This window comes from Cupriavidus sp. UME77 (assembly GCF_014170355.1).
In the GTDB taxonomy this organism is placed as follows: Bacteria; Pseudomonadota; Gammaproteobacteria; order Burkholderiales; family Burkholderiaceae; genus Cupriavidus; species Cupriavidus basilensis.
In genome coordinates this window covers 314,878-332,647 of sequence record NZ_LZZU01000043.1, presented here as the reverse complement: position 1 = coordinate 332,647, position 17,770 = coordinate 314,878, and the positions used below count along the sequence as shown (strand labels likewise).

At 68.1% G+C, this 17,770-nt stretch carries 18 protein-coding genes; 7 read left to right on the top strand and 11 right to left on the bottom strand.

Annotated features, from left to right (window positions below; genetic code table 11):
• Positions 1 to 33 precede the first annotated feature (33 nt).
• The gene (locus A9975_RS16675) at positions 34 to 1,017 is read left to right on the top strand and encodes an ABC transporter ATP-binding protein (protein ID WP_183033798.1); all 984 of its coding nucleotides are present in this window, start codon (positions 34 to 36) and stop codon (positions 1,015 to 1,017) included.
• The gene (locus A9975_RS16670) at positions 998 to 2,044 is read left to right on the top strand and encodes an ABC transporter ATP-binding protein (protein ID WP_183033797.1); all 1,047 of its coding nucleotides are present in this window, start codon (positions 998 to 1,000) and stop codon (positions 2,042 to 2,044) included. The genes A9975_RS16675 and A9975_RS16670 overlap by 20 nt, the downstream gene beginning before the upstream one ends.
• An 80-nt stretch (positions 2,045 to 2,124) precedes the next feature.
• Here A9975_RS16670 and A9975_RS16665 read toward each other — a convergent pair whose 3' ends face one another.
• The 11 genes from A9975_RS16665 to A9975_RS16615 all read right to left on the bottom strand — a co-directional run bounded on the left by A9975_RS16665 (position 2,125) and on the right by A9975_RS16615 (position 13,005).
• Positions 2,125 to 3,354: a TetR/AcrR family transcriptional regulator gene (locus A9975_RS16665; RefSeq protein ID WP_183033796.1), complete on the bottom strand. Its 1,230-nt coding sequence runs from the start codon at positions 3,352 to 3,354 to the stop codon at positions 2,125 to 2,127.
• Positions 3,355 to 3,462: 108 nt separating this feature from the next.
• The gene (locus tag A9975_RS16660) at positions 3,463 to 4,908 is read right to left on the bottom strand and encodes an amidase (protein ID WP_183033795.1); all 1,446 of its coding nucleotides are present in this window, start codon (positions 4,906 to 4,908) and stop codon (positions 3,463 to 3,465) included.
• 7 nt (positions 4,909 to 4,915) lie between these two features.
• A complete protein-coding gene (locus tag A9975_RS16655; RefSeq protein ID WP_183033794.1) occupies positions 4,916 to 5,134 on the bottom strand; it encodes a hypothetical protein in 219 nt (72 codons plus the stop codon).
• A complete protein-coding gene (locus tag A9975_RS16650) occupies positions 5,127 to 5,822 on the bottom strand; it encodes an RraA family protein (RefSeq protein WP_255503265.1) in 696 nt (231 codons plus the stop codon). Before A9975_RS16650 ends, A9975_RS16655 begins: the two co-directional genes overlap by 8 nt.
• A gap of 26 nt (positions 5,823 to 5,848) precedes the next feature.
• Positions 5,849 to 6,634: an SDR family oxidoreductase gene (locus tag A9975_RS16645; RefSeq protein ID WP_183033793.1), complete on the bottom strand. Its 786-nt coding sequence runs from the start codon at positions 6,632 to 6,634 to the stop codon at positions 5,849 to 5,851.
• 21 nt (positions 6,635 to 6,655) lie between these two features.
• A complete protein-coding gene (locus A9975_RS16640; protein ID WP_183033792.1) occupies positions 6,656 to 7,471 on the bottom strand; it encodes an aspartate dehydrogenase in 816 nt (271 codons plus the stop codon).
• Between the two features lie 41 nt (positions 7,472 to 7,512).
• Positions 7,513 to 8,394, bottom strand: a complete 882-nt coding sequence (locus A9975_RS16635; RefSeq protein ID WP_183033791.1) for a polysaccharide deacetylase family protein — start codon at positions 8,392 to 8,394, stop codon at positions 7,513 to 7,515.
• A gap of 63 nt (positions 8,395 to 8,457) precedes the next feature.
• Positions 8,458 to 9,426 carry a TMAO reductase system protein TorT gene (locus A9975_RS16630; protein WP_183033790.1) on the bottom strand — a complete coding sequence of 323 codons (969 nt, stop codon included), beginning with the start codon at positions 9,424 to 9,426 and terminating at the stop codon, positions 8,458 to 8,460.
• A gap of 43 nt (positions 9,427 to 9,469) precedes the next feature.
• Positions 9,470 to 10,480, bottom strand: a complete 1,011-nt coding sequence (locus A9975_RS16625) for an ABC transporter permease (protein ID WP_183033789.1) — start codon at positions 10,478 to 10,480, stop codon at positions 9,470 to 9,472.
• A 10-nt stretch (positions 10,481 to 10,490) separates the two neighbouring features.
• On the bottom strand, positions 10,491 to 11,456 hold the full coding sequence (locus A9975_RS16620; protein ID WP_183033788.1) for an ABC transporter permease: 966 nt from the start codon (positions 11,454 to 11,456) through the stop codon (positions 10,491 to 10,493).
• Positions 11,443 to 13,005: a sugar ABC transporter ATP-binding protein gene (locus A9975_RS16615; RefSeq protein ID WP_183033787.1), complete on the bottom strand. Its 1,563-nt coding sequence runs from the start codon at positions 13,003 to 13,005 to the stop codon at positions 11,443 to 11,445. Before A9975_RS16615 ends, A9975_RS16620 begins: the two co-directional genes overlap by 14 nt.
• A 172-nt stretch (positions 13,006 to 13,177) precedes the next feature.
• On the opposite strand from A9975_RS16615, the gene A9975_RS16610 reads away from it, so the two are divergent.
• From A9975_RS16610 to A9975_RS16590, 5 genes are all read left to right on the top strand, one after another.
• A complete protein-coding gene (locus A9975_RS16610; RefSeq protein ID WP_183033786.1) occupies positions 13,178 to 14,128 on the top strand; it encodes a LysR substrate-binding domain-containing protein in 951 nt (316 codons plus the stop codon).
• A 215-nt stretch (positions 14,129 to 14,343) separates the two neighbouring features.
• Complete coding sequence (locus A9975_RS16605) at positions 14,344 to 14,889, top strand: RidA family protein (protein ID WP_255503264.1); 546 nt, start codon at positions 14,344 to 14,346, stop codon at positions 14,887 to 14,889.
• A gap of 78 nt (positions 14,890 to 14,967) precedes the next feature.
• The gene (locus A9975_RS16600; protein WP_183033785.1) at positions 14,968 to 15,738 is read left to right on the top strand and encodes an ABC transporter ATP-binding protein; all 771 of its coding nucleotides are present in this window, start codon (positions 14,968 to 14,970) and stop codon (positions 15,736 to 15,738) included.
• Positions 15,735 to 17,039, top strand: coding sequence for an ABC transporter permease (locus A9975_RS16595; RefSeq protein WP_183033784.1), 1,305 nt, complete (start codon positions 15,735 to 15,737; stop codon positions 17,037 to 17,039). Before A9975_RS16600 ends, A9975_RS16595 begins: the two co-directional genes overlap by 4 nt.
• Entirely contained in the window at positions 17,036 to 17,710 is a 675-nt protein-coding gene (locus tag A9975_RS16590; RefSeq protein ID WP_183033783.1) for a DUF3299 domain-containing protein, read from the top strand. The genes A9975_RS16595 and A9975_RS16590 overlap by 4 nt, the downstream gene beginning before the upstream one ends.
• Positions 17,711 to 17,770: the final 60 nt, after the last annotated feature.

Below are 17,770 nucleotides of genomic sequence, written 5' to 3'. Positions count from 1 at the left end.
TGTCCCACGCCCGTCCCTTTCAAGGAGGCCCGCATGACGCAGCCCATCCTGCAGGTGAACCAGCTGACCACGCGCTTTCGCACCGACCGGGGTGTGGTCACGGCGGTGGACCAGGTCTCGTTCGATGTCGCCCCCGGCGAGACACTGGCCATTGTCGGCGAGTCCGGCTCGGGAAAAAGCGTGACCGCGCTGTCCATCCTGGGCTTGATTCCCAGCCCGGCGGGCCGCATCGAATCGGGCGAGATCCTTTTTGATGGGCAGGACCTGCTCAAGCTCAGCCCGGCAAAAATGCGTGCGATCCGCGGCAACCGGATCGCGATGATCTTCCAGGAGCCGATGTCGTCGATGAACCCGGCGCTCACCGTGGGCAAGCAGATCGCCGAGCCGATCAACCTGCACCAGCGCATGCCCTGGAAGACCGCCCTGGGCATTGCCGGCGAGCTGCTTGGCAAGGTGCAGATTCCCGAGCCGCAGAGCCGGCTGGGCGCCTATCCGCACCAGTTCTCGGGCGGCATGCGCCAGCGCGCCATGATCGCCATGGCGCTGGCCTGCAAGCCGCAGTTGATCATCGCGGACGAACCCACCACCGCGCTCGACGTGACGGTGCAAGCGCAGATCCTTGACCTGCTCAAGGACCTGGCCAGCCAGTCCGGCACGGCGCTGGTCCTCATCACGCACGACCTGGGCGTGGTGGCCCGCTATGCCGATCGCGTCGCCGTGATGTACGGCGGCCGCATGGTCGAGACCGCCACGGCGCGCGAGCTCTACGGCCATCCCGCGCACCCGTACACGCGCGGGCTGATGGCCTCGGTGCCGCGCATCGACGGCGATACCCGACAGCCGCTGGTGCCGATCGACGGCCAGCCGCCCGACCTCACCGCGCTGCCGCCAGGGTGCGCTTTCATGCCGCGGTGCAAGCTCGCCACCGATCAATGCGGCCTGTCGCGCCCCGCGCTGCGTGCCGTTCGCCCGAATCACTTCAAGGCATGTTTCCTCCATGACCACGACCACCACTGAAGCACGGGCAGTGCCCGCTGCGCGCCAGCACGGCAAGATCGGCGACGAGATCCTGCGGGTTGAGAACCTCAAGGTGCATTTCCCCGTCACCCGGGGCGTCTTCATCAAGCGGCAGGTGGGCTCGGTCAAGGCGGTGGACGGCGTATCGTTCTCGCTCAGGCGCGGCGAGACACTGGGCCTGGTCGGCGAAAGCGGCTGCGGCAAGTCCACGACCGGCCTCGCCATCATCAAGATGCTGGCCGCCAGCGGCGGGCGGATCGCCTTCGATGGCGACGACTTCGCCACCTTCAGCAAGGCGCAGGAGAAGAACTTCCGCCGCAGCGTGCAGATGGTCTACCAGGATCCGTTCGGCTCGCTGAACCCGCGCATGAAGGTCTGCGACATCATCGGCGAGCCGCTCGAAGTGCACGGCATGGCCAACGACCGCGAGCACTATCGCGCCCGCGTCGCCGAGCTGCTGCAGATGGTCGGCCTGCTGCCCTATATGGCGGACCGCTACCCGCACGAGTTCTCCGGCGGCCAGCGCCAGCGCATCGGCATTGCCCGCGCGCTGGCGGTGGAGCCTAGCCTGATCGTTTGCGATGAACCTGTCTCCGCGCTGGACGTATCGATCCAGGCCCAGGTGGTCAATGTGTTCATGGAACTGCAGCGGCGGCTCGGGCTGACCTATATCTTCATTGCGCACGACCTGGCCGTGGTGCGCCACATCAGCGACCGCATCGCCGTGATGTACCTCGGCCGCATCGTGGAGATCGCCAGCCGGGACGAGCTATATGCGAATCCCCGGCATCCCTACACCAAGGCGCTGCTATCCGCCGTGCCCGTGGCGAGCGTCGAAGCCGAGGAACGGCGCCAGCGCATCGTGCTCAAGGGCGAAGTGCCAAGTCCGCTGAACCCGCCATCCGGCTGCCGCTTTCACCCGCGCTGCGCGCAGGCAACGCAGCGCTGCAAGGTGGAGGATCCGGTGCTGAGGGGGCGGGGGGACGGGCAGATGGTGGCTTGCCATCTCGAGGGTCTGGCGGGGTGATGCGGGGAGCGGAGAGCCGGGCGTCGGCGCATTAAAGCGCATCAGGGCCATTCAAAGCGCGTCAAGGCGCACCCTCGCGCTCACTGCCCTGAAAATATCCCCAGGAACAAAGGCCGGATAAACAAATCCGCCGCGTTCTCCCCGGATGCATCCGGCACCCACCGCCGCAACTCCACCGCGGCATTGATCATCCCGTTTACCTGCAACGAAGCAATCGACTGATCCAGCGCCCGGATCGACCCGTCCTGCATCCCTTGCACCAGGAAACGCGCAAACCGCGCCGACAGCCGGTTCATCGTCAGCATCTTCTCCTTGCGCATCTCCTCGGGCAGCGCGCCGTAGATAGTCAGCCGCAGCAGCGGCCCCTGGCTGGAAAACTGATAGCTGACCAGCGCGCGCGCGATCGCGCACAGCTTGTCCCAGCCGGTGCCCGGGCCGTCCTCCACCTTCGACTGAGCATCGCGGATCACCGCGAACATGCGGTCGAAGCAGGCGGAGATCAGGTCGTCCTTGTTTTCGTTGTGGTGATAGAAGGCCCCCTTGGTGAGATTCAGCCGCGCGGAGATGCGATCGGCGGAAGCGCCCCGATAGCCCAGTTCGTTGAGCAGTTCCGTGGCGGCGCGCAGGAAGGCTTCCTGGGTGGATTCGGCTTTGGAGATCGGCGGCGTCGCGGCCGGGGCGCTGTCCCATCGCGATGACGGTGACGCAAAGCCGTTGAGCAGGATATCCACGACGGTATCCGCCACCTTCGGATAGTCTTCCGGCTCGTAGCGCTCCACCCATGTCATCGCGCCGCTGGTCAGCGACAGCAGCAAGTGCGCCGCCGCGCTCAGGGCGCTGCGTTGCGCCGGGTCCTTGGGTGTGTCGCTGCGCAGCACCTTGCGGATGCGCCGGAACATGTCCGTGTAGGCCGCGAAGGCGACGTCCGCGTGGGTGTCGGGCAGCGAGCGGATCTCGCGAAAGCTCATCAGCTCGGGGCGCTCACCCGTTGCCGTCCTGGCCAGCCGCTGGAAGAAAAGCGCGATGAAGCGGCGCACCCTGGCCTGCGGCAGCGGCACGCCGGCCGTGGCGTCGGCGATGCCCGCGATTTCATCGATGGTGCGCATCAGGCACGCCACCACAAGGTCTTCCTTCTTGCGGTAGTAGTAGGTGATGCTGTTGGTGCTCAGGCCGACTTCCTGCGCCACGTCCGAGAGCGTGGCGCCGCGCAAGCCCTTGCGGTTGAACAGCCGGGCAGCGGCATCGAGGATCGCCTCGCGTTTCTCCACGTACCGGCGTGTCGGGCGGGCTTGCGCTGTTTCCTTGAGCATGAGGCGAGATATCTGCGATGGTTGGCCGGGAGCGCGGATTATAGAGGTGGCCGCACGGGTTGGGGCTGTGGCGAGTCTACCATCGCGCAGGCCTGCCTTTTCAGCGGCTTACCGGTTGGCCGGCTCCGCCGCGATGCCGGCCACATCCAGGCCATTGAGCATGGGTTCGATACAGTGCCAGCTGGTGGCTTGCTGGAATGCGGCGCAGGCGTCAAGCAGGGTACCTTCGGCCCAAGGCCTGCCGATCAGCTGCAAGCCCACTGGAAGGCCGTCGGGCGTGAATCCCACCGGCAGCGATACGGCCGGCAGGCCGAGATAGCTGATGCAGCGGTTGGCACGCAGCAGCGAGGTTGTCACGCGCACCGCTTGCGCGGCGTCTTGCGCCACGCAGGCGATCCGCGGCGTTGGCACGGCAACGCTGGGCGCCACCAGCACATCGCACGCCGAGAAGACGTGATCGACAAAGCGCCGCAGCGCCAGCGGCCGATAGGCCAGGGCGCGCGCGTAATCGTCGGGGCCGGCCGCCAGCGCCATCTCCAGCCGCAGCCGCGTGGCACGGGCCAGGCGATCCGCGTGGCCACGCAGGCGCTCACCGTGGAGCGTTATCGCTTCGCGCCACGTGACCACGGTGGCCGCGGTATCGCAGGCCTCAACGCCGGGCACGGTCTGCTCATGCAAGCTGGCACCCAGCGATTCGAACGCTAGCAACGCACGGGCAATCACCGAGGCGCCGTCGTCATGCGTTATCTCGAAGAACGGGTGCCGGGCAATGCCGATGCGCAGGCCCGCCAGCGGGCTGCGCAGGTTGCTGATGCGATCGAACGTGGTGACCCGCGCGGCCGTCGGATCCAGCGCGTCGAGCACCGCCGCGCAATCCCTGGCGGTCCGGGCGATGACGCCGAGCGTGTCCTGCGACGGCGACAGCGGGACCGCGCCGCGCGTGCAGAGGCGGCCCCAGGTGGGTTTCAGGCCGATTACCCCGCACATCGACGCCGGGATGCGGATCGAGCCACCGGTGTCCGCCGCGATGGCGAACGGCACCGCGCGCGCGGCGACTGCCGCCGCGGCGCCGCCCGACGAGCCACCGGTGATGCAGCGCGGATCCCAGGGATTGCGGCAGTGGCCATAGTGATCGTTCAGGCCGGTGGCGCCGTAGCTGAACTCGTCAAGCGCGGTGGCGCCCAGGCCGATCGCGCCGGACAGGTGCAGGGCTTCGAGCACGGCTGCCGGCCTTCGGGCCGCCGCCGGATCGTCGATCAGGTCGTCGAACAAGGAGCCCGCGCGCGGCGGCCGGGCGGGGTCGGACAGCACGTCCTTATGCGCGAACGGGATGCCCCAGAGGGGCGCCTGGGCCGCGCTGTGCGCGCTGTGCGTCTCCAGTCGGATGGCGCGGGCGAGCGCGCCGGCGTCGTCCAGCGCGGCAAAGCAATGCGTGGCGGCGTGCGCCGCCGCGGCCCGCCGCAGGCAGGCCTGCACCAGCGCCGAGGGTGACAGGCGCCGGTGGGACAGCGCCATGCGCAACTCGGCAACGCTCAGGAGAGTGGGGTCGGTCATCGTCCTCCTAGCGCGCGGTGGCGCACTGCCGCAGCCAGTACGTGTATGGCCGTGGCTGCGCAGCGAGTTCCGCGTCGCCCGCAGGCAAGGCACGGACGGCTTGCAGCACCGGCGCGGCCGCAGCCGCGATCTCGCCGCAGCGGCGGTCATCCAGCCGCAGCCGGAGATCCGCCGCGCGCTGCATCACCTGCGCCGCCACGGCTGCCAATGGCTCCCGCTCAGACATGCCCGTACTTGGCCAGCGCATCGGCCAGGCTGAGCCCTTGCTGCAGTTCCACGCGGATGCTGCGCTCCTGCTCGGTCAGGCGTTCAGCCTCGATCAGCACGGTGTCCAGCACTTCGTGCGGGATCACCAGCACGCCGTCTTCGTCGCCCAGCACGAAGTCGCCTGGGCGCACCTGCACCCATTGTGAGGTGGCGCCGCGAATGCTCACCGGCACCTGCCATCCGTTGACCTTCCAGCGGGCAATCGACTGCACCGGGGTGCGGTAGCGCGCGAACACCGGGAACGCCTGTTCGGCGATCCAGCGGATATCGCGGATGCCGCCATCGATCAGCGAGCCTACGCAGCCGCGCTCCTTCATGCCAATGGCGATCAGCTCGCCGAAGTAGCAGACGCCTTCGCCGTCGCCGCTCCAGACCGTGACGTCGCCGGAGGACACGCCCGCGCAGGCCTTCATCTTGTCCGGGTCGCCGCCGAGCGCGTAGGGCGACATCTGGCCGCGGATGGTGTAGGCCCAGCCGGCCAGCTTGCCGCCATTGGCGGGAAAAGGCGTAAAGGCGGACGAGAGCCCCTGGTCGAACAGGCCGAGCGTGTCGAGCACGTCGGCAACGTTGGAGGTATCGACCAGCAGGAATCGCTGGCGGATCGTCTCGCGCTCGGTGGCGCTGCGGGCTACGTGGGTGGTTTCCATGCTGTGCTTCCTCGGGAGATAAGTGCTCAGATGCTCGGGATCATGCCGCCGTCGACGCGCACGACGGAGCCGGTGACATAGGCGGCGCGCTCGCTGGCCAGGAAGGCCACCACGTCGCCGTACTCCTCGGGCCGGCCGTAGCGCCGGGCTGGAATCGCCCCGGTGCTGGCCGCCACGATGTCTTCATAGGTTTTGCCCTCGCGCCTGGCGCGGGCTTCGTCCAGCGCGCGGATGCGGTCCGTAGCGATGCGCCCGGGCAGCACCACATTGACGCAGATGCCGTCGGCGGCTACCTCGTTGGCCAGTGTCTTCGACCATCCCAGCAACGCCACGCGCAACGTGTTGGACATGCCCAGGTTGGGAATGGGCGCGACCACGCCGGACGAGGTGCTGGTGATGATGCGGCCCCAGCCCTTGCGCTTCATGGCCGGCAGCAGCAGGTCCGTAAGATGCATCAGCGACAGCACCATCGATTCGAACTGCTTGCGCCACTGCTCCGGTGCGACTTGCGCGGCCGTGGAAGGGGGCGGGCCGCCCGAGTTGTTGACCAGGATGTCCGGGTCGCCAAGCGTGCTCCTGACCTGCTCCACCATAGCCGTCACGCTCGCCAGGTCGGCAAGATCGGCGCGCACGCCGTAAGCCTGCCCACCGGCCGCGCGGATGCGGGCCACCGTATCGTCCAGTGCCTCCTGGTTCTGGTCCGACACGGCAACCACTGCGCCTTGCGCCGCGAGCGCCAGCGCGATGGCCGAGCCGAGCCCGCCGCCCGCCGACATGACCAGCGCGACGCGCCCCTTGATGCCTAGATCCATGTTGTCGCTCCTTGATGGTTTTCAGGTGCCCACGCGCAGCGGGCTGCGCAGCTTGCGCAATACAGCCAGCACGCTCTGCGCCGTGATGCGGCCGGTCTTGGGGTTTTCCGTGGGAATGTTCTGGATGCTCATGGAGAACGATGCGGCATCGGAATCCACCACGATCTCGTGGGTGTTGCGGGTCAGCGCCGGGTCCGCCCAGATTTCCAGGTGGGTCCTGTCCGGGCCGACGCCGGCCAGCGCCAGCGCAACCACCACGTTGAGGTTGGCGGGGAAGCCCTTGGCGGCCTCGCGGGCGGTGCCGGAGAAGATCTGGATCGGCGCTGTCACGTCGTCGATGTTGATGTTGTTCTCCACCAGGAACGGCGCCCCAACCAGGCCACGCACCGGCTTGCGCGTGATCATGCGCACGGAGTGGATGACGCCCTCCGATGCCGCCGTCACCGCATCCAGGCCCAGCAACGCGCCGGTCGGCACGATGATCTGGCCGCCGTGCTCACGCGCCAGGTCCACCAGGTCCATGCGGTCAAGCAGCGCCCCGCAGCTGAGCACGATCATGGTCTTGCCCGCGCGCAGCACCGGCTCGGCGATCTCGCCGACGAGTTCGGCCGGCGCGCATTCGATCACCACGTCTGCCAGGCCGGCCAGCTCGCTGAGCCCGACGATGGCCACTTCGTTGCGCAAGCCTTGCAGCGCTTGCGCCGCCTTTTGCTTGTCGCGCACCGCCACCGCGGTCAGCCGCAGGCCGAAGACGCCGGCATCGAGCTGCTTGACGAGCTTCTTGCCGACCGCGCCGAGCCCGGCGACGGCGACCCGCAGTTCTTTGTCGAATGACATTGTGTGATCTCCTGTTTGATGAACTTGTTGTTTGGTCTGGATCAGGCGTCTTGCGCCGGCAGGCCGATGTAGTGCTGCGCGATGGCGCCCGTGGTGGTCAGCCAGATCTGGTTGCGATGGCGCAGGATGTGCTCCATCGCCCGGCGGAACTGCCGTAGCCGGTAGGGCTGGCCGATCAGGAAGGCGTGGATGGAAATGCCATAGACGAGCGGCTGCTCCACGCTTTGCTCCAGCATCTCGTCGAAGTTGTCGATGATGATGTCGGCGAACTCGCTTGCCGTGGCGTCGTGCAGCGCGATGGCGGGGATATCGTTGACCTCGTGCGGGTAGGGGATGCTGAGCAGGCGGCCGCCGCGCGTGTTGATCCACACCGGCTGGTCATCCATCGGCCAGTCGAGGATGTAGCGGTAGCCGGCCTCTTGCAGCAGGTCGGGCGTGACATTGCTGGGATTGACGCCGGGGCTGAGCCAGCCCGCGGGCGGCTTGCCCTCGTGGTGGGCGATGGCTTCGGTCACCTCGCGGATCAGCTCGCACTCCTCGGCTTCGGAGAAGTTGTTCTGCTGCTCCGAGTTGGTGCGCCCATGGCCCAGGATCTCGTCGCCGCGCTTGCGCAGCGCGTCGATCACCTGCGGGCAGTGCGCATAGCATTCGGCGTTGAGCAGCACCGACAGCGGGATGCCGAGCTTGTCGCACAGCGCGATGATGCGCCACACGCCAACCCGGTTGCCGTACTCGCGCCAGCCCCAGTTGTAGGTGTTGGGGTGCGGGATGCCGGGCGAATAGGAGATGCCGCCGCCGGTGTTGTAGGCGAAGTGCTCCAGGTTCAGGCACAGATGCACCGCGAGGCGCTTGCCGCCGGGCCAGTCGAACTGCGGGCGTTCGACGATGGGCGAATAGGGAAATCTGTCGTGAGAAGCAAGCATGGCGTTATTGACCTGGCTGGATACGTGAGTTTGAGCAAGAGGAAATCGAATGGCGGCGCTGCGTCACGGACGATAGTCCTTCGGCGCGGTCACCAGGGAAAGATCGAGCGTGGCGAGGTTGTCGCGCGTGGCCAGGATGGACGGCGTGCGCACGACCGCAGTCGTGCTCTCCTTGCGGGCGGCGGCCACCGCCTGCCTGAGCGCCTCGCGGCCCTGCGTGACGATCTGCTGCACGGACGAGCAGGCCAGCTCGCCGTTCTGCAGCATCTGCTGCGCGGTGGGGCTGAGGTTGGAGGCGCTGATCTTCACGCCCTCGCGGCGGGCGGACTTGACAGCCAGCGCCGCGCCCGCCGCCGAGTCATCCACCGCGGAGTAGATGCCGTCAAGCTCGGGAAAGCGTTGCAGCCAGTCGTCCACCAGGTTGATGGCGCCGTTGCGCGTGACCGCGCTGCGCGACTCCGCGACTACCTTGATGCCGGGGTATTCCGCCTTGATGGTTTCCAGGAAGCCCTGGCGCCGCAGGTCGGCCCAGGTCTGCCCTTGCTGCTGGGAGATCATGCCCACCGCGCCCTTGCCGTTGAGCGCCTTGCCAAGGCACTGCGCCTGCAGGCGGCCCATGTCGTAGTGGTCCGCGCTGATCCTGGAGGCCAGCTTGTCGCTGCTGGGCACGCTGGAGAGACCCACCACCGGGATGCCCTTGCCAATGGCATGCTCCACCGCACTGCGGATGGCATCGCCGTTGGTGGCGCCGACGACGACGGCGTCGACCTTGCGCTGCACGAGGTCCTGCAGCTGCGAGATCTGGATGTTGACGTTGGCATCGCCGCCAGCGTTGAGCTTGACCAGCGCAACGCCGAGTTTCTTCGCTTCATCCTCCACGCCGTAGGTCATGGAGATCCAGAACGACGATGACAAGTCCGGAGTGGCGTAGCCGATCGTCAGCGCTTTTTGCGCCATGGCCGGCCCGCATGCCAGCAGGGCGCCTGCCAGGGCGGCGGCGGCCCGCAGCCGGGGAATGCTGATTCGCTTCATGATTCAAGCTCCTGTTCGATGTCGTTGCAGTGAAGGTAAACGTTCAGCCCTGGCGCGATCCCACCCTGCGCATCAGGTATTCGAGCAAGCCCGCGGATACGATGACCGCGCCCAGTACGATCTCGGAGGCAAAGGGCGAGGTGCCGAGCAGGTTCAGCCCGTTGAGCAATGCCTGGATGAACAGGGTGCCCACCATCACCTGCCACACGGCGCCCTTGCCGCCGCTGAGTGCCACGCCGCCGATCACGCACGCGGCAATGGCTTGCAGCTCCATGCCCGCGCCGTCGACCGCCACCGCCGCGCCGCTGCGCGCCAGCAGGAACACCGCCGCCAGCCCCGCCAGTGCGCCGCACAGTCCATAGGCCAGCACGCCAGCGGTGCGCACCGGCACCCCTACCAGCAAAGCCGCATCGGGATGGCTGCCGATCATGTAGAACCAGCGGCCGAGTGGCAGGCGCGCGCACAGCAGCCAGGCCAGCGCCGCCACCGGCGCGGCCAGCCACACCATCGCCGGCACACCTAGCCATGCCGCGTAGGCCAGCGACTGGATCACCGTTGCGGGCGGCAGCGGCACCGCATCGACGCCACCGGAGACGATGGTCGATAGCCCGCGCACGATCAGCGTCGCGCCCAGCGTGACGACGATGGGCTCCATGCGCCGGCAGGCGATCAGGTAGCCATTGCAGAGCCCCACCGCCAGCCCGGCGCCCGTGCCCAGCAGGATGGCGGGCACTTCGCCGAACTGCGCTGCCGTCTGCGCGATCACGATGGACGACAGCACCGCCACGGCGCCCACCGAGATATCGAAGCCGCGCGTGACCACTACCAGCATCTGGCCGAGTGCGAGCAACAGCAGCACGGCACTCTGCGAAACGATGTTGGCCAGGTTGTCCGAGGTGGCGAAGCCGGGCGAGATCACGCCCATCACCAGCCACAGGCCAGCGCAGGCGAACAGGCCGGTGGATTTGCGCAGCGCAGGCACGGAGCGCGGCGAGAAAGCGGATAGGGCGGCGCCGGTGCGAGCCTGCAGGGACATCAGTCGTTGCGTGTTCATGTTCGTGCGCTCAAGATGCGTTGGCAGGAAGGCTGGGCAGCGGGCGCGCGCGCAGTGAGCGCCCGCGCAGTTGCTGGAGCAGCACGGCCGCGAGGATCAGCACGCCAAGCAGGACGCTCTGGATATAGCTGGGGAAATTGACCAGCACGAGCGCATTGCCGACCATGGCCAGGATCAGGCAGCCAAACAGCGCGTGCAGCGGGCCGCCCTTGCCGCCGGTGAGCGGAATGCCGCCGATGGCGCACGCGGCGATCGCCTCGAAGGGCAGGTTGGGATAGAGGTTGGGCTGGCCCGAGCCGAGCCGCGAGGTCAGCACCGCGCCGGCTATCGCCACCAGCACGGCATTGGCCAGATAGGCCTGCAGCACGCGTGGCTTCACCGCGATGCCCGCCAGGTGCGCGGCCTCCGGGTTGCTGCCCACCAGATACCATTCGCGGCCCGGCGCCGTGTAGCGCGTGAGCGCGCCCACGACCAGCAGCGCGGCGCCGGCCAGCCACAGCGGCAACGGCAGGCCCAGCCACTGTCCCCGGCCCAGCGCGGAGAAGTCCACGCTGGACGGGGCATCCAGCGGCACGCCGCCCACCAGCACGCCGCACAAGCCGTGCACTGCAATCATGGTGCCGAGCGTGGCAAGAAAGGCGGGGATGCGCAAGACACCAACCAGCGTGCCATTGAGCACGCCCAGAGCCAGCACCGCCAGCGCGCCGGCGGCAAACGCGCCACCCACGCCGATGGCCGGCATGCTCAGCACGGCCACCACGCTGAACAGCGCCACCCCGGACCCCACGGAAAAATCCAGCCCGCGCACCACGATCACCAGCCCCTGGCCGATCGCCACCAGCAGCAGCACCGCCAGCACGCGCGCCAGATTGAAGATGTTGCCGCTGGTGCCAAAGCGCGGCACCGCGATCACGCAGACCACGAACAGCGCCAGGCAGACCCAGGCCGATGCCGGCCACTTCCTAAGCCAGGCCATGATGTGCCTCCTCGCGCGTGGGTTGCAGGCTGTCATCGCCATCGCTGGCGCCGGTGGTGCACGCAATCACCTGCTGCAACGCCACCCCGCGCGCAAACACCCTGGCCATGCGGCCGTGGCGCATCACCACGATGCGGTGCGACAAGGCCACCACCTCGTCGATGTCGCTGGACGCCACGATCACGCACACGCCACGGCGCGCCGCGTCCACCAGCGCATCGTGGATGGCCTCACGGGCGTTCACGTCAACCCCGCGCGTGGGCTCGATCACCACCAGCACCTTCAGCCCGGGCAGCAGCAGGTTGCGGATCACCAGCAGCTTTTGCTGGTTGCCGCCGCTCAACGCGCTGACGTCCAGCGCCGGATCGCCCGGGCGCACCCGCAGCGACGCGAACAAGCGCTCGCTGGCGCCCACCTCCATGGCATCGGAGACGAAGAGGTGATCCGAGATGGATGCGTAGGTGGAGGCCACCGCGTTGGCGGCGCAATTGAGCCCCGGGAAAATGCCGTCGCTGCTGCGGTCGGCCGGGATCAGCCCGACTCCGCCTTGCTTGAAGCGCCGGCGCGACATCGCCGTCAGGTCCAGCTCGTCGACCCGGATGGTACCGGCGCTAGGGGGCCGGCTGCCGCTCAGCACTTCGCCCAGCTCGATCGCACCCGAGCCGATCAGGCCGGCCAGCCCGACGACCTCGCCTCGCCCCACTGACAGCGTGACGTCGCGCAGCAGATCGCCGCAGGCGATGCCTTCAACCCGCAGCCGCGTGTTGCCCACGACGGGGAGCTCGCGCGCGGGGCGCTCGGCCACCGGCCCCACCATGGCCTCGACGATCTCGTGCGGCGTCATGGCGGCCACCGGTGCCGCATCCACCACGGTAAAGCCATCGCGCAGCACGGTGATGGTGTCGCAGACTTGCTTGATCTCGCCCAGCTTGTGGCTGATGAAGAGGATGCCCTTGCCTTCTTCCTTGAGGCGCGCGACAGCGGCGAACAGGCGGTCGGCTTCATGCGCGTTAAGCGCGGCGGTGGGCTCGTCGAGGATCAGCACCTCGCACTTGCGCGCCACGCCGCGTGCGATCTCCAGCAACTGCCGCTCGGCCATCGACAGGCCGGACACCAGCTGGCGCGGGTTGAGCGCCAGCCCGATGCGCCGCGCCGTGTCCAGATAGCATTGCAGGGGCAGGCGGGTGCCAGCGTGCAGCGCGCCGGCCCGGGCTACGTCGAACGCATGCAGGTTTTGTTCCACCGTCAGGTCCGGGAACACGGTGGCATGCTGGTACACGGGAATCACGCCGGCCGCGATGGCGTCGCGCACCGAGCCAAAGGCAACCGGCTGGCCGCGCAGCGCGATGGTGCCGGTATCCGGGCGCAGCGCGCCGACGAGCATCTTCACCAGCGTGCTCTTGCCTGCACCATTTTCGCCCATCAACGCATGCACCTCGCCGGGGCGCACGGTGAGATCGGCGCCGCGCAATGCGCAGGTCGCTCCAAATCGCTTGGAAATACCGGATACCGAGAGCAGGGGGCGCTCCTCGCCGGGCGTGGTTGTCATGTGGGCTCCTTTTCCTGGCTTTGTCTTTTGTCTGGGTCTTTGTTTTTTGCAGATGCTCTTTTTCTTGCCTGAGAGGAATACTCGACGTCGCGGATCTTTTCAGCAAACGACTTGATTGCACATACGCATGACTTATACTTATGCGTCCATCGCCCTCGCCCCCAGGTGCCGCATGAAACGTTCGCTTCCTCCGCTGGTTTCGCTGCGCGCTTTCGAGGCGGCCGCTCGGCACATGAGTTTCACGCTGGCCGCGGACGAACTGTGCGTGACCCAGAGCGCGATCAGCCGGCATATCAAGAACCTGGAAACGCACTACGGGCTCAAACTGTTCAACCGCCTGACGCGCGCCATCGAACTCACCCCGCAGGGCGCGCGCTTGTTCGACGTGGTGACGCGCTCGCTCGACCAGATCGAGACCGTTGCCCGCGAGCTCACAGGGGCCAGGAACTCGCGCAGCCTGCTGGTCAGCATCCTGCCCACGCTGGCGTCCACCTGGCTGATGCCGAGGCTGGTCAACTTCACGCAGGCGCACCAGGCCATCGAGATCCGGCTGATCACGTCGATCGATCCGGTTTCGTTCGATCGCGACAAAGTGGACGTGGCCATCCGCGTGGGCAAGCCGCCTGGCAAGCGGGCACGCAAGGGTGCGCCGCGCATCGACCTGGTGATGACGGATGAGTGGAAGGGCGTGGCCACGGAGCCGTTGTTTCCCGACAGCCTGGTGCCCGTATGCAAGCCTGGGCTGGTGAAGGGCCGGCTGCCCGCCGGCCCGGCCGCGCTGGCGCGGCTGCCGCTGATTCACACCGACTCCCGCGCGCATGCGTGGCCCGACTGGTTTGCCGCGCTGGACGTGCCCTACGCGGCCGGCGCGCAGGCCCTGCATTTCGGGCATTTCTTCATGTCGGTGCGGGCCGCCATCGAAGGCCGCGGCATCGCGCTGGTGCCCGATGTGCTGGTGGCCGAGGAGATCGCCTCCGGCAGGCTGGCCGTGCCGGTGCGCGAGCGCATCACCAGCGGCGGCGACTACTGCTTGCTGTACCGCAAGGAGCGGGCCGACGACTACGCCATTGCGGCGTTCCGCAACTGGCTGCACGCCGAGGTGGCGGCGATGCCGTCGATCTGAGCAGTCGTTGGACCCACGCATGACCTCAGGGCATGCATGCGGCGCAAGGAGTCATTTGTCCGCGCACAGGGGCGGCTACTAGCATGGTGTCGTGACAATCGCGAACGCGTTCGGTGTTCCGTGTCGAGTGTTCTGCGTCCCGCGTTTGCACGGTCCGGCAAGGCAATGCCGCGTTGCCCGGATCCTACCCCCTTGCTTCTACCGACAGGCCCCCCATGCGCGCAACACGCTTGCTATCGTGTATTTCCATTGCCACCCTTGTCGCTCCGGCATTTTGCATCGCCACGGCCAACGCCGCCGAGCAGATCGTCCGGCATCGCAACCCGGCGCACATGACCGAACCCTGGGCGCGCGAGTTCGCCGAGGCGATCGAGATTCCCGCCGGCGCGGAGCAACTCGTGCTCAGCGGCGTGGGGCCCACCGTGGCGAATGCCTCCGCGCCGCCCGATACCGCGGCCTCCTATGGCGACACCGCAACCCAGACCCGCAACGTGCTCGGCCAGATCGAGCACATCCTCAAGGACCGCGGCTACCAGATGGGCGACATCGTCTCCATGCAGGCGCTGATCGTGGCGGACCCGGCGACCGGCAAGCCGGATTTCACCGGTTTCTCGGGCGTCTATAACCAGTACTTCGGAACCGGCAAGCAGCCCAACGTGCCGGTGCGCACGCGCGCCGAAGTGTTGCGCCTGGTGCCGCCGGGATGGCTGGTCGAGGTCACGGTCACCGCGAGCCGCGTGCCGGCGCGCCCGGCAAGATAGACGCCGGGGCCGCTTGCCATCTTTTGCCAGGTCGCAGCATAATGCAACACTGTTGCATTATGCTTGGCGAGGTTCTGGATGGCGATTGGTATCGGCGAACGTAGCGCACATAGCGAGGCCAGCAAGGCGGGCGGCGATGCCGTCATCGACCTGCGGGACATCGCATTCACCTGGCCCGCGCAGGCGGCGCCCGGCCTGCGGCTTGACCGGCTCCGGGTGGGCGCGGGCGAGCAGGTGTTCGTGTGCGGCCCCAGCGGCTGTGGCAAGAGCACCTTGCTGTCGATGCTGGCCGGCGTGCTGCTGCCACAGCAAGGCACCGTGCGCGTGCTGGGCACCGCGCTCGGCGCGTTGTCGGCCTCGCGGCGCGACCGCTTCCGCGCCGATCATATCGGCCTGGTCTTCCAGCAGTTCAACCTGCTGCCCTACCTGTCGGTCGTGGACAACGTGCTGCTGCCTTGCCGCTTCTCGCCCGCCCGGCGCAAGCGTACGGCGGCGCAGGGCGAAACGCCGGAAGCCGCCGCGCAGGCGCTGCTCAGGCAGCTCGACCTGTCGCCGGCCCTGTGGCAGCGCCCTGTCACCCAGCTCTCGGTTGGCCAGCAGCAGCGCGTGGCCGCGGCGCGTGCGCTGATCGGCTGCCCGCAGGTGGTGCTGGCCGATGAGCCCACCTCGGCGCTGGACGCGCCGCGCCAGCAGGCCTTCATGGCATTGCTGCAGCGCGAGTGCGGCATCGCTGGCGCCAGCCTGGTGTTTGTCAGCCATGACGAGCGCTTGTCGGCGGGCTTCGCGCAGAGGCTGCTGCTGCCGGCGATCGACACGATGGACGCGACCGGCGCGATGGAGCCGGCATGATGCTGATGCTATCGATGGCGGCGCGCAGCGCGTGGAACCGCCGCTTCAACCTGCTGCTGATGCTGCTCGCGATTGCCCTGTCCGTTGCCATGCTGCTGGGCGTGGAGCGTATCCGGCATGCGGTGCGGGCGAGCTTTGCGCAGTCGGTGTCCGGCACCGACCTGGTGGTCGGCGCGCGCACCAGCCCGATCCAGCTGATGCTCTACACCGTGTTCCACCTTGGCGGGGCCACCAACAATATGCGCTGGGACAGCGTAGAGCGGCTGGCGCGGCATCCAGCGGTGGCGTGGACCATTCCGCTCTCGCTGGGCGACTCGCACCGCGGCTTCCCGGTGCTGGCGACCACGGCCAGCTACTTCACCCACTACCGCTACGGGGATCGCCGTGCGCTGGAACTGGCGCAGGGCAGGATCTTCCCGTCGCTGTTCGATGCGGTGCTTGGCGCCGAGGTGGCGAGCCGGCTGGGCTACCGCGTGGGCGACCGCATCGTGCTTAGCCACGGCGACAGCGGTGACAGCGGTGACGATGGGCCACATGCCGATCATGCCGATCCTGCCAGCCATCATGAACATGCCGACAAGCCCTTTGTGGTCAGCGGCATCCTGGCGCGCACCGGCACGCCGGTGGACCGCACCGTGCATATCGGCCTGGATGCCATGCAAGCCATCCACCTGGGCTGGGAGGGCGGCGTGCCGCTGCCGGGCCTGGCGATCCTGCCGGAGCAGGTGCGCAAGTTCGACCTGACACCGCCAAGCGTGACGGGCGTGCTGGTCGGGCTGAAGCTGCGGTCGCAGGCCTTTGCCGTGCAGCGCGAGATTGCCGAGGACCCGCACGAGCCGCTGACGGCGGTGTTGCCGGGCGTAGCGCTGGACGACCTGTGGCGCGTCATTGGCGTGGCCGAGCGCGCCATGCTGCTGGTGTCGGCGCTAGTGGTGGTGGTCGGGCTGGCGGGGCTGGCGTCCTCCATCCTTGCCGCGCTGGGCGAGCGGCGGCGCGAGCTGGCCATCCTGCGTGCCGTCGGCGCCCGCCCGCGTGACCTGCTGGCATTGCTTGCGCTGGAGGGGCTGGTGGTGATGGCCGCCGGTGCCCTGCTCGGGCTCCTGTTGTTGAGCGCGCTGGCAGCGGGGCTAGGGCCCCACCTGGAAGCCACGTACGGCGTGGCCTTGCAAGCGGTCTGGCCCACGCCGGGCGAGTGGCCGCTGCTTGGCGCTGCGGTGGCCGCCGGCTTTTGCGTGAGCCTGCTGCCCGGGTGGCGCGCTTACCGCCTCAGCCTGGCCGATGGGCTGATGCCGACCACATGATGATGACGATGATGAAGAAGCCCGGCGTGAGCTCACGCGTGCGGCGTGCCTTGTTTGTGCTCGCCATCGTCGGAGTGGCCATTGCGGGCGCAGCATATGTCTTCCGGCCGCCGCCCCCGCAAGCCCAAGCGGATGCAGCCACTGCCGAGCCGCCCGTCTATGCGATAGGCGAGGCGCTGCAACCCGCGCCCGCCGCACCCGACCCCGCCTTGCGCGAGATCGGCTGGCAGGCCTTGCTGCCCAAAGGCTGGGATCCGCTGGCGCCGTTCAAGGGCCTGCGGCTCGATGAACTCGAGGACGCCGACCCGCGTGCGCAGATCGCCCTGTACAAGGCTCGTCAATACTGGAAGAACGCACCGGTGGAGCCCTCGCTCGATGGCGCGGCGGTGCGCATTGCCGGCTTTGTCGTCTCGCTCGATGGCGAGGGCGAGGCGATCCGCGAGTTCCTGCTGGTGCCGTACTTTGGCGCATGCATCCATGTGCCGCCGCCGCCCGCCAACCAGGTCATCCATGTGCGCACGGACAAGCCGCTGGCGGGGCTGCGCAGCATGGATACCGTGTGGATCAGCGGCGCGATGCGGGTGGAGCGGGCGGACACCATGATGGGCTATGCCGGCTATGCCATGCCGGCGGCGAGCGTGCAGCCCTATCTAGCGTCGCCGCGCCGTTAACCGGTGACGACGATCCGCGCGCACCACATATTGCATGCGCGCTGCGTATTCTTGCGCCGG

Bases quoted from the DNA above. Each gene is read 5' to 3' on its own strand.
- A9975_RS16675 (WP_183033798.1), top strand. From the start codon at position 34: ATGACGCAGCCCATCCTGCAGGTGAACCAGCTGACCACGCGCTTTCGC.
- A9975_RS16670 (WP_183033797.1), top strand. From the start codon at position 998: ATGACCACGACCACCACTGAAGCACGGGCAGTGCCCGCTGCGCGCCAG.
- A9975_RS16665 (WP_183033796.1), bottom strand. From the start codon at position 3,354: ATGCTCAAGGAAACAGCGCAAGCCCGCCCGACACGCCGGTACGTGGAG.
- A9975_RS16660 (WP_183033795.1), bottom strand. From the start codon at position 4,908: ATGACCGACCCCACTCTCCTGAGCGTTGCCGAGTTGCGCATGGCGCTG.
- A9975_RS16655 (WP_183033794.1), bottom strand. From the start codon at position 5,134: ATGTCTGAGCGGGAGCCATTGGCAGCCGTGGCGGCGCAGGTGATGCAG.
- A9975_RS16650 (WP_255503265.1), bottom strand. From the start codon at position 5,822: ATGGAAACCACCCACGTAGCCCGCAGCGCCACCGAGCGCGAGACGATC.
- A9975_RS16645 (WP_183033793.1), bottom strand. From the start codon at position 6,634: ATGGATCTAGGCATCAAGGGGCGCGTCGCGCTGGTCATGTCGGCGGGC.
- A9975_RS16640 (WP_183033792.1), bottom strand. From the start codon at position 7,471: ATGTCATTCGACAAAGAACTGCGGGTCGCCGTCGCCGGGCTCGGCGCG.
- A9975_RS16635 (WP_183033791.1), bottom strand. From the start codon at position 8,394: ATGCTTGCTTCTCACGACAGATTTCCCTATTCGCCCATCGTCGAACGC.
- A9975_RS16630 (WP_183033790.1), bottom strand. From the start codon at position 9,426: ATGAAGCGAATCAGCATTCCCCGGCTGCGGGCCGCCGCCGCCCTGGCA.
- A9975_RS16625 (WP_183033789.1), bottom strand. From the start codon at position 10,480: ATGAACACGCAACGACTGATGTCCCTGCAGGCTCGCACCGGCGCCGCC.
- A9975_RS16620 (WP_183033788.1), bottom strand. From the start codon at position 11,456: ATGGCCTGGCTTAGGAAGTGGCCGGCATCGGCCTGGGTCTGCCTGGCG.
- A9975_RS16615 (WP_183033787.1), bottom strand. From the start codon at position 13,005: ATGACAACCACGCCCGGCGAGGAGCGCCCCCTGCTCTCGGTATCCGGT.
- A9975_RS16610 (WP_183033786.1), top strand. From the start codon at position 13,178: ATGAAACGTTCGCTTCCTCCGCTGGTTTCGCTGCGCGCTTTCGAGGCG.
- A9975_RS16605 (WP_255503264.1), top strand. From the start codon at position 14,344: ATGCGCGCAACACGCTTGCTATCGTGTATTTCCATTGCCACCCTTGTC.
- A9975_RS16600 (WP_183033785.1), top strand. From the start codon at position 14,968: ATGGCGATTGGTATCGGCGAACGTAGCGCACATAGCGAGGCCAGCAAG.
- A9975_RS16595 (WP_183033784.1), top strand. From the start codon at position 15,735: ATGATGCTGATGCTATCGATGGCGGCGCGCAGCGCGTGGAACCGCCGC.
- A9975_RS16590 (WP_183033783.1), top strand. From the start codon at position 17,036: ATGATGATGACGATGATGAAGAAGCCCGGCGTGAGCTCACGCGTGCGG.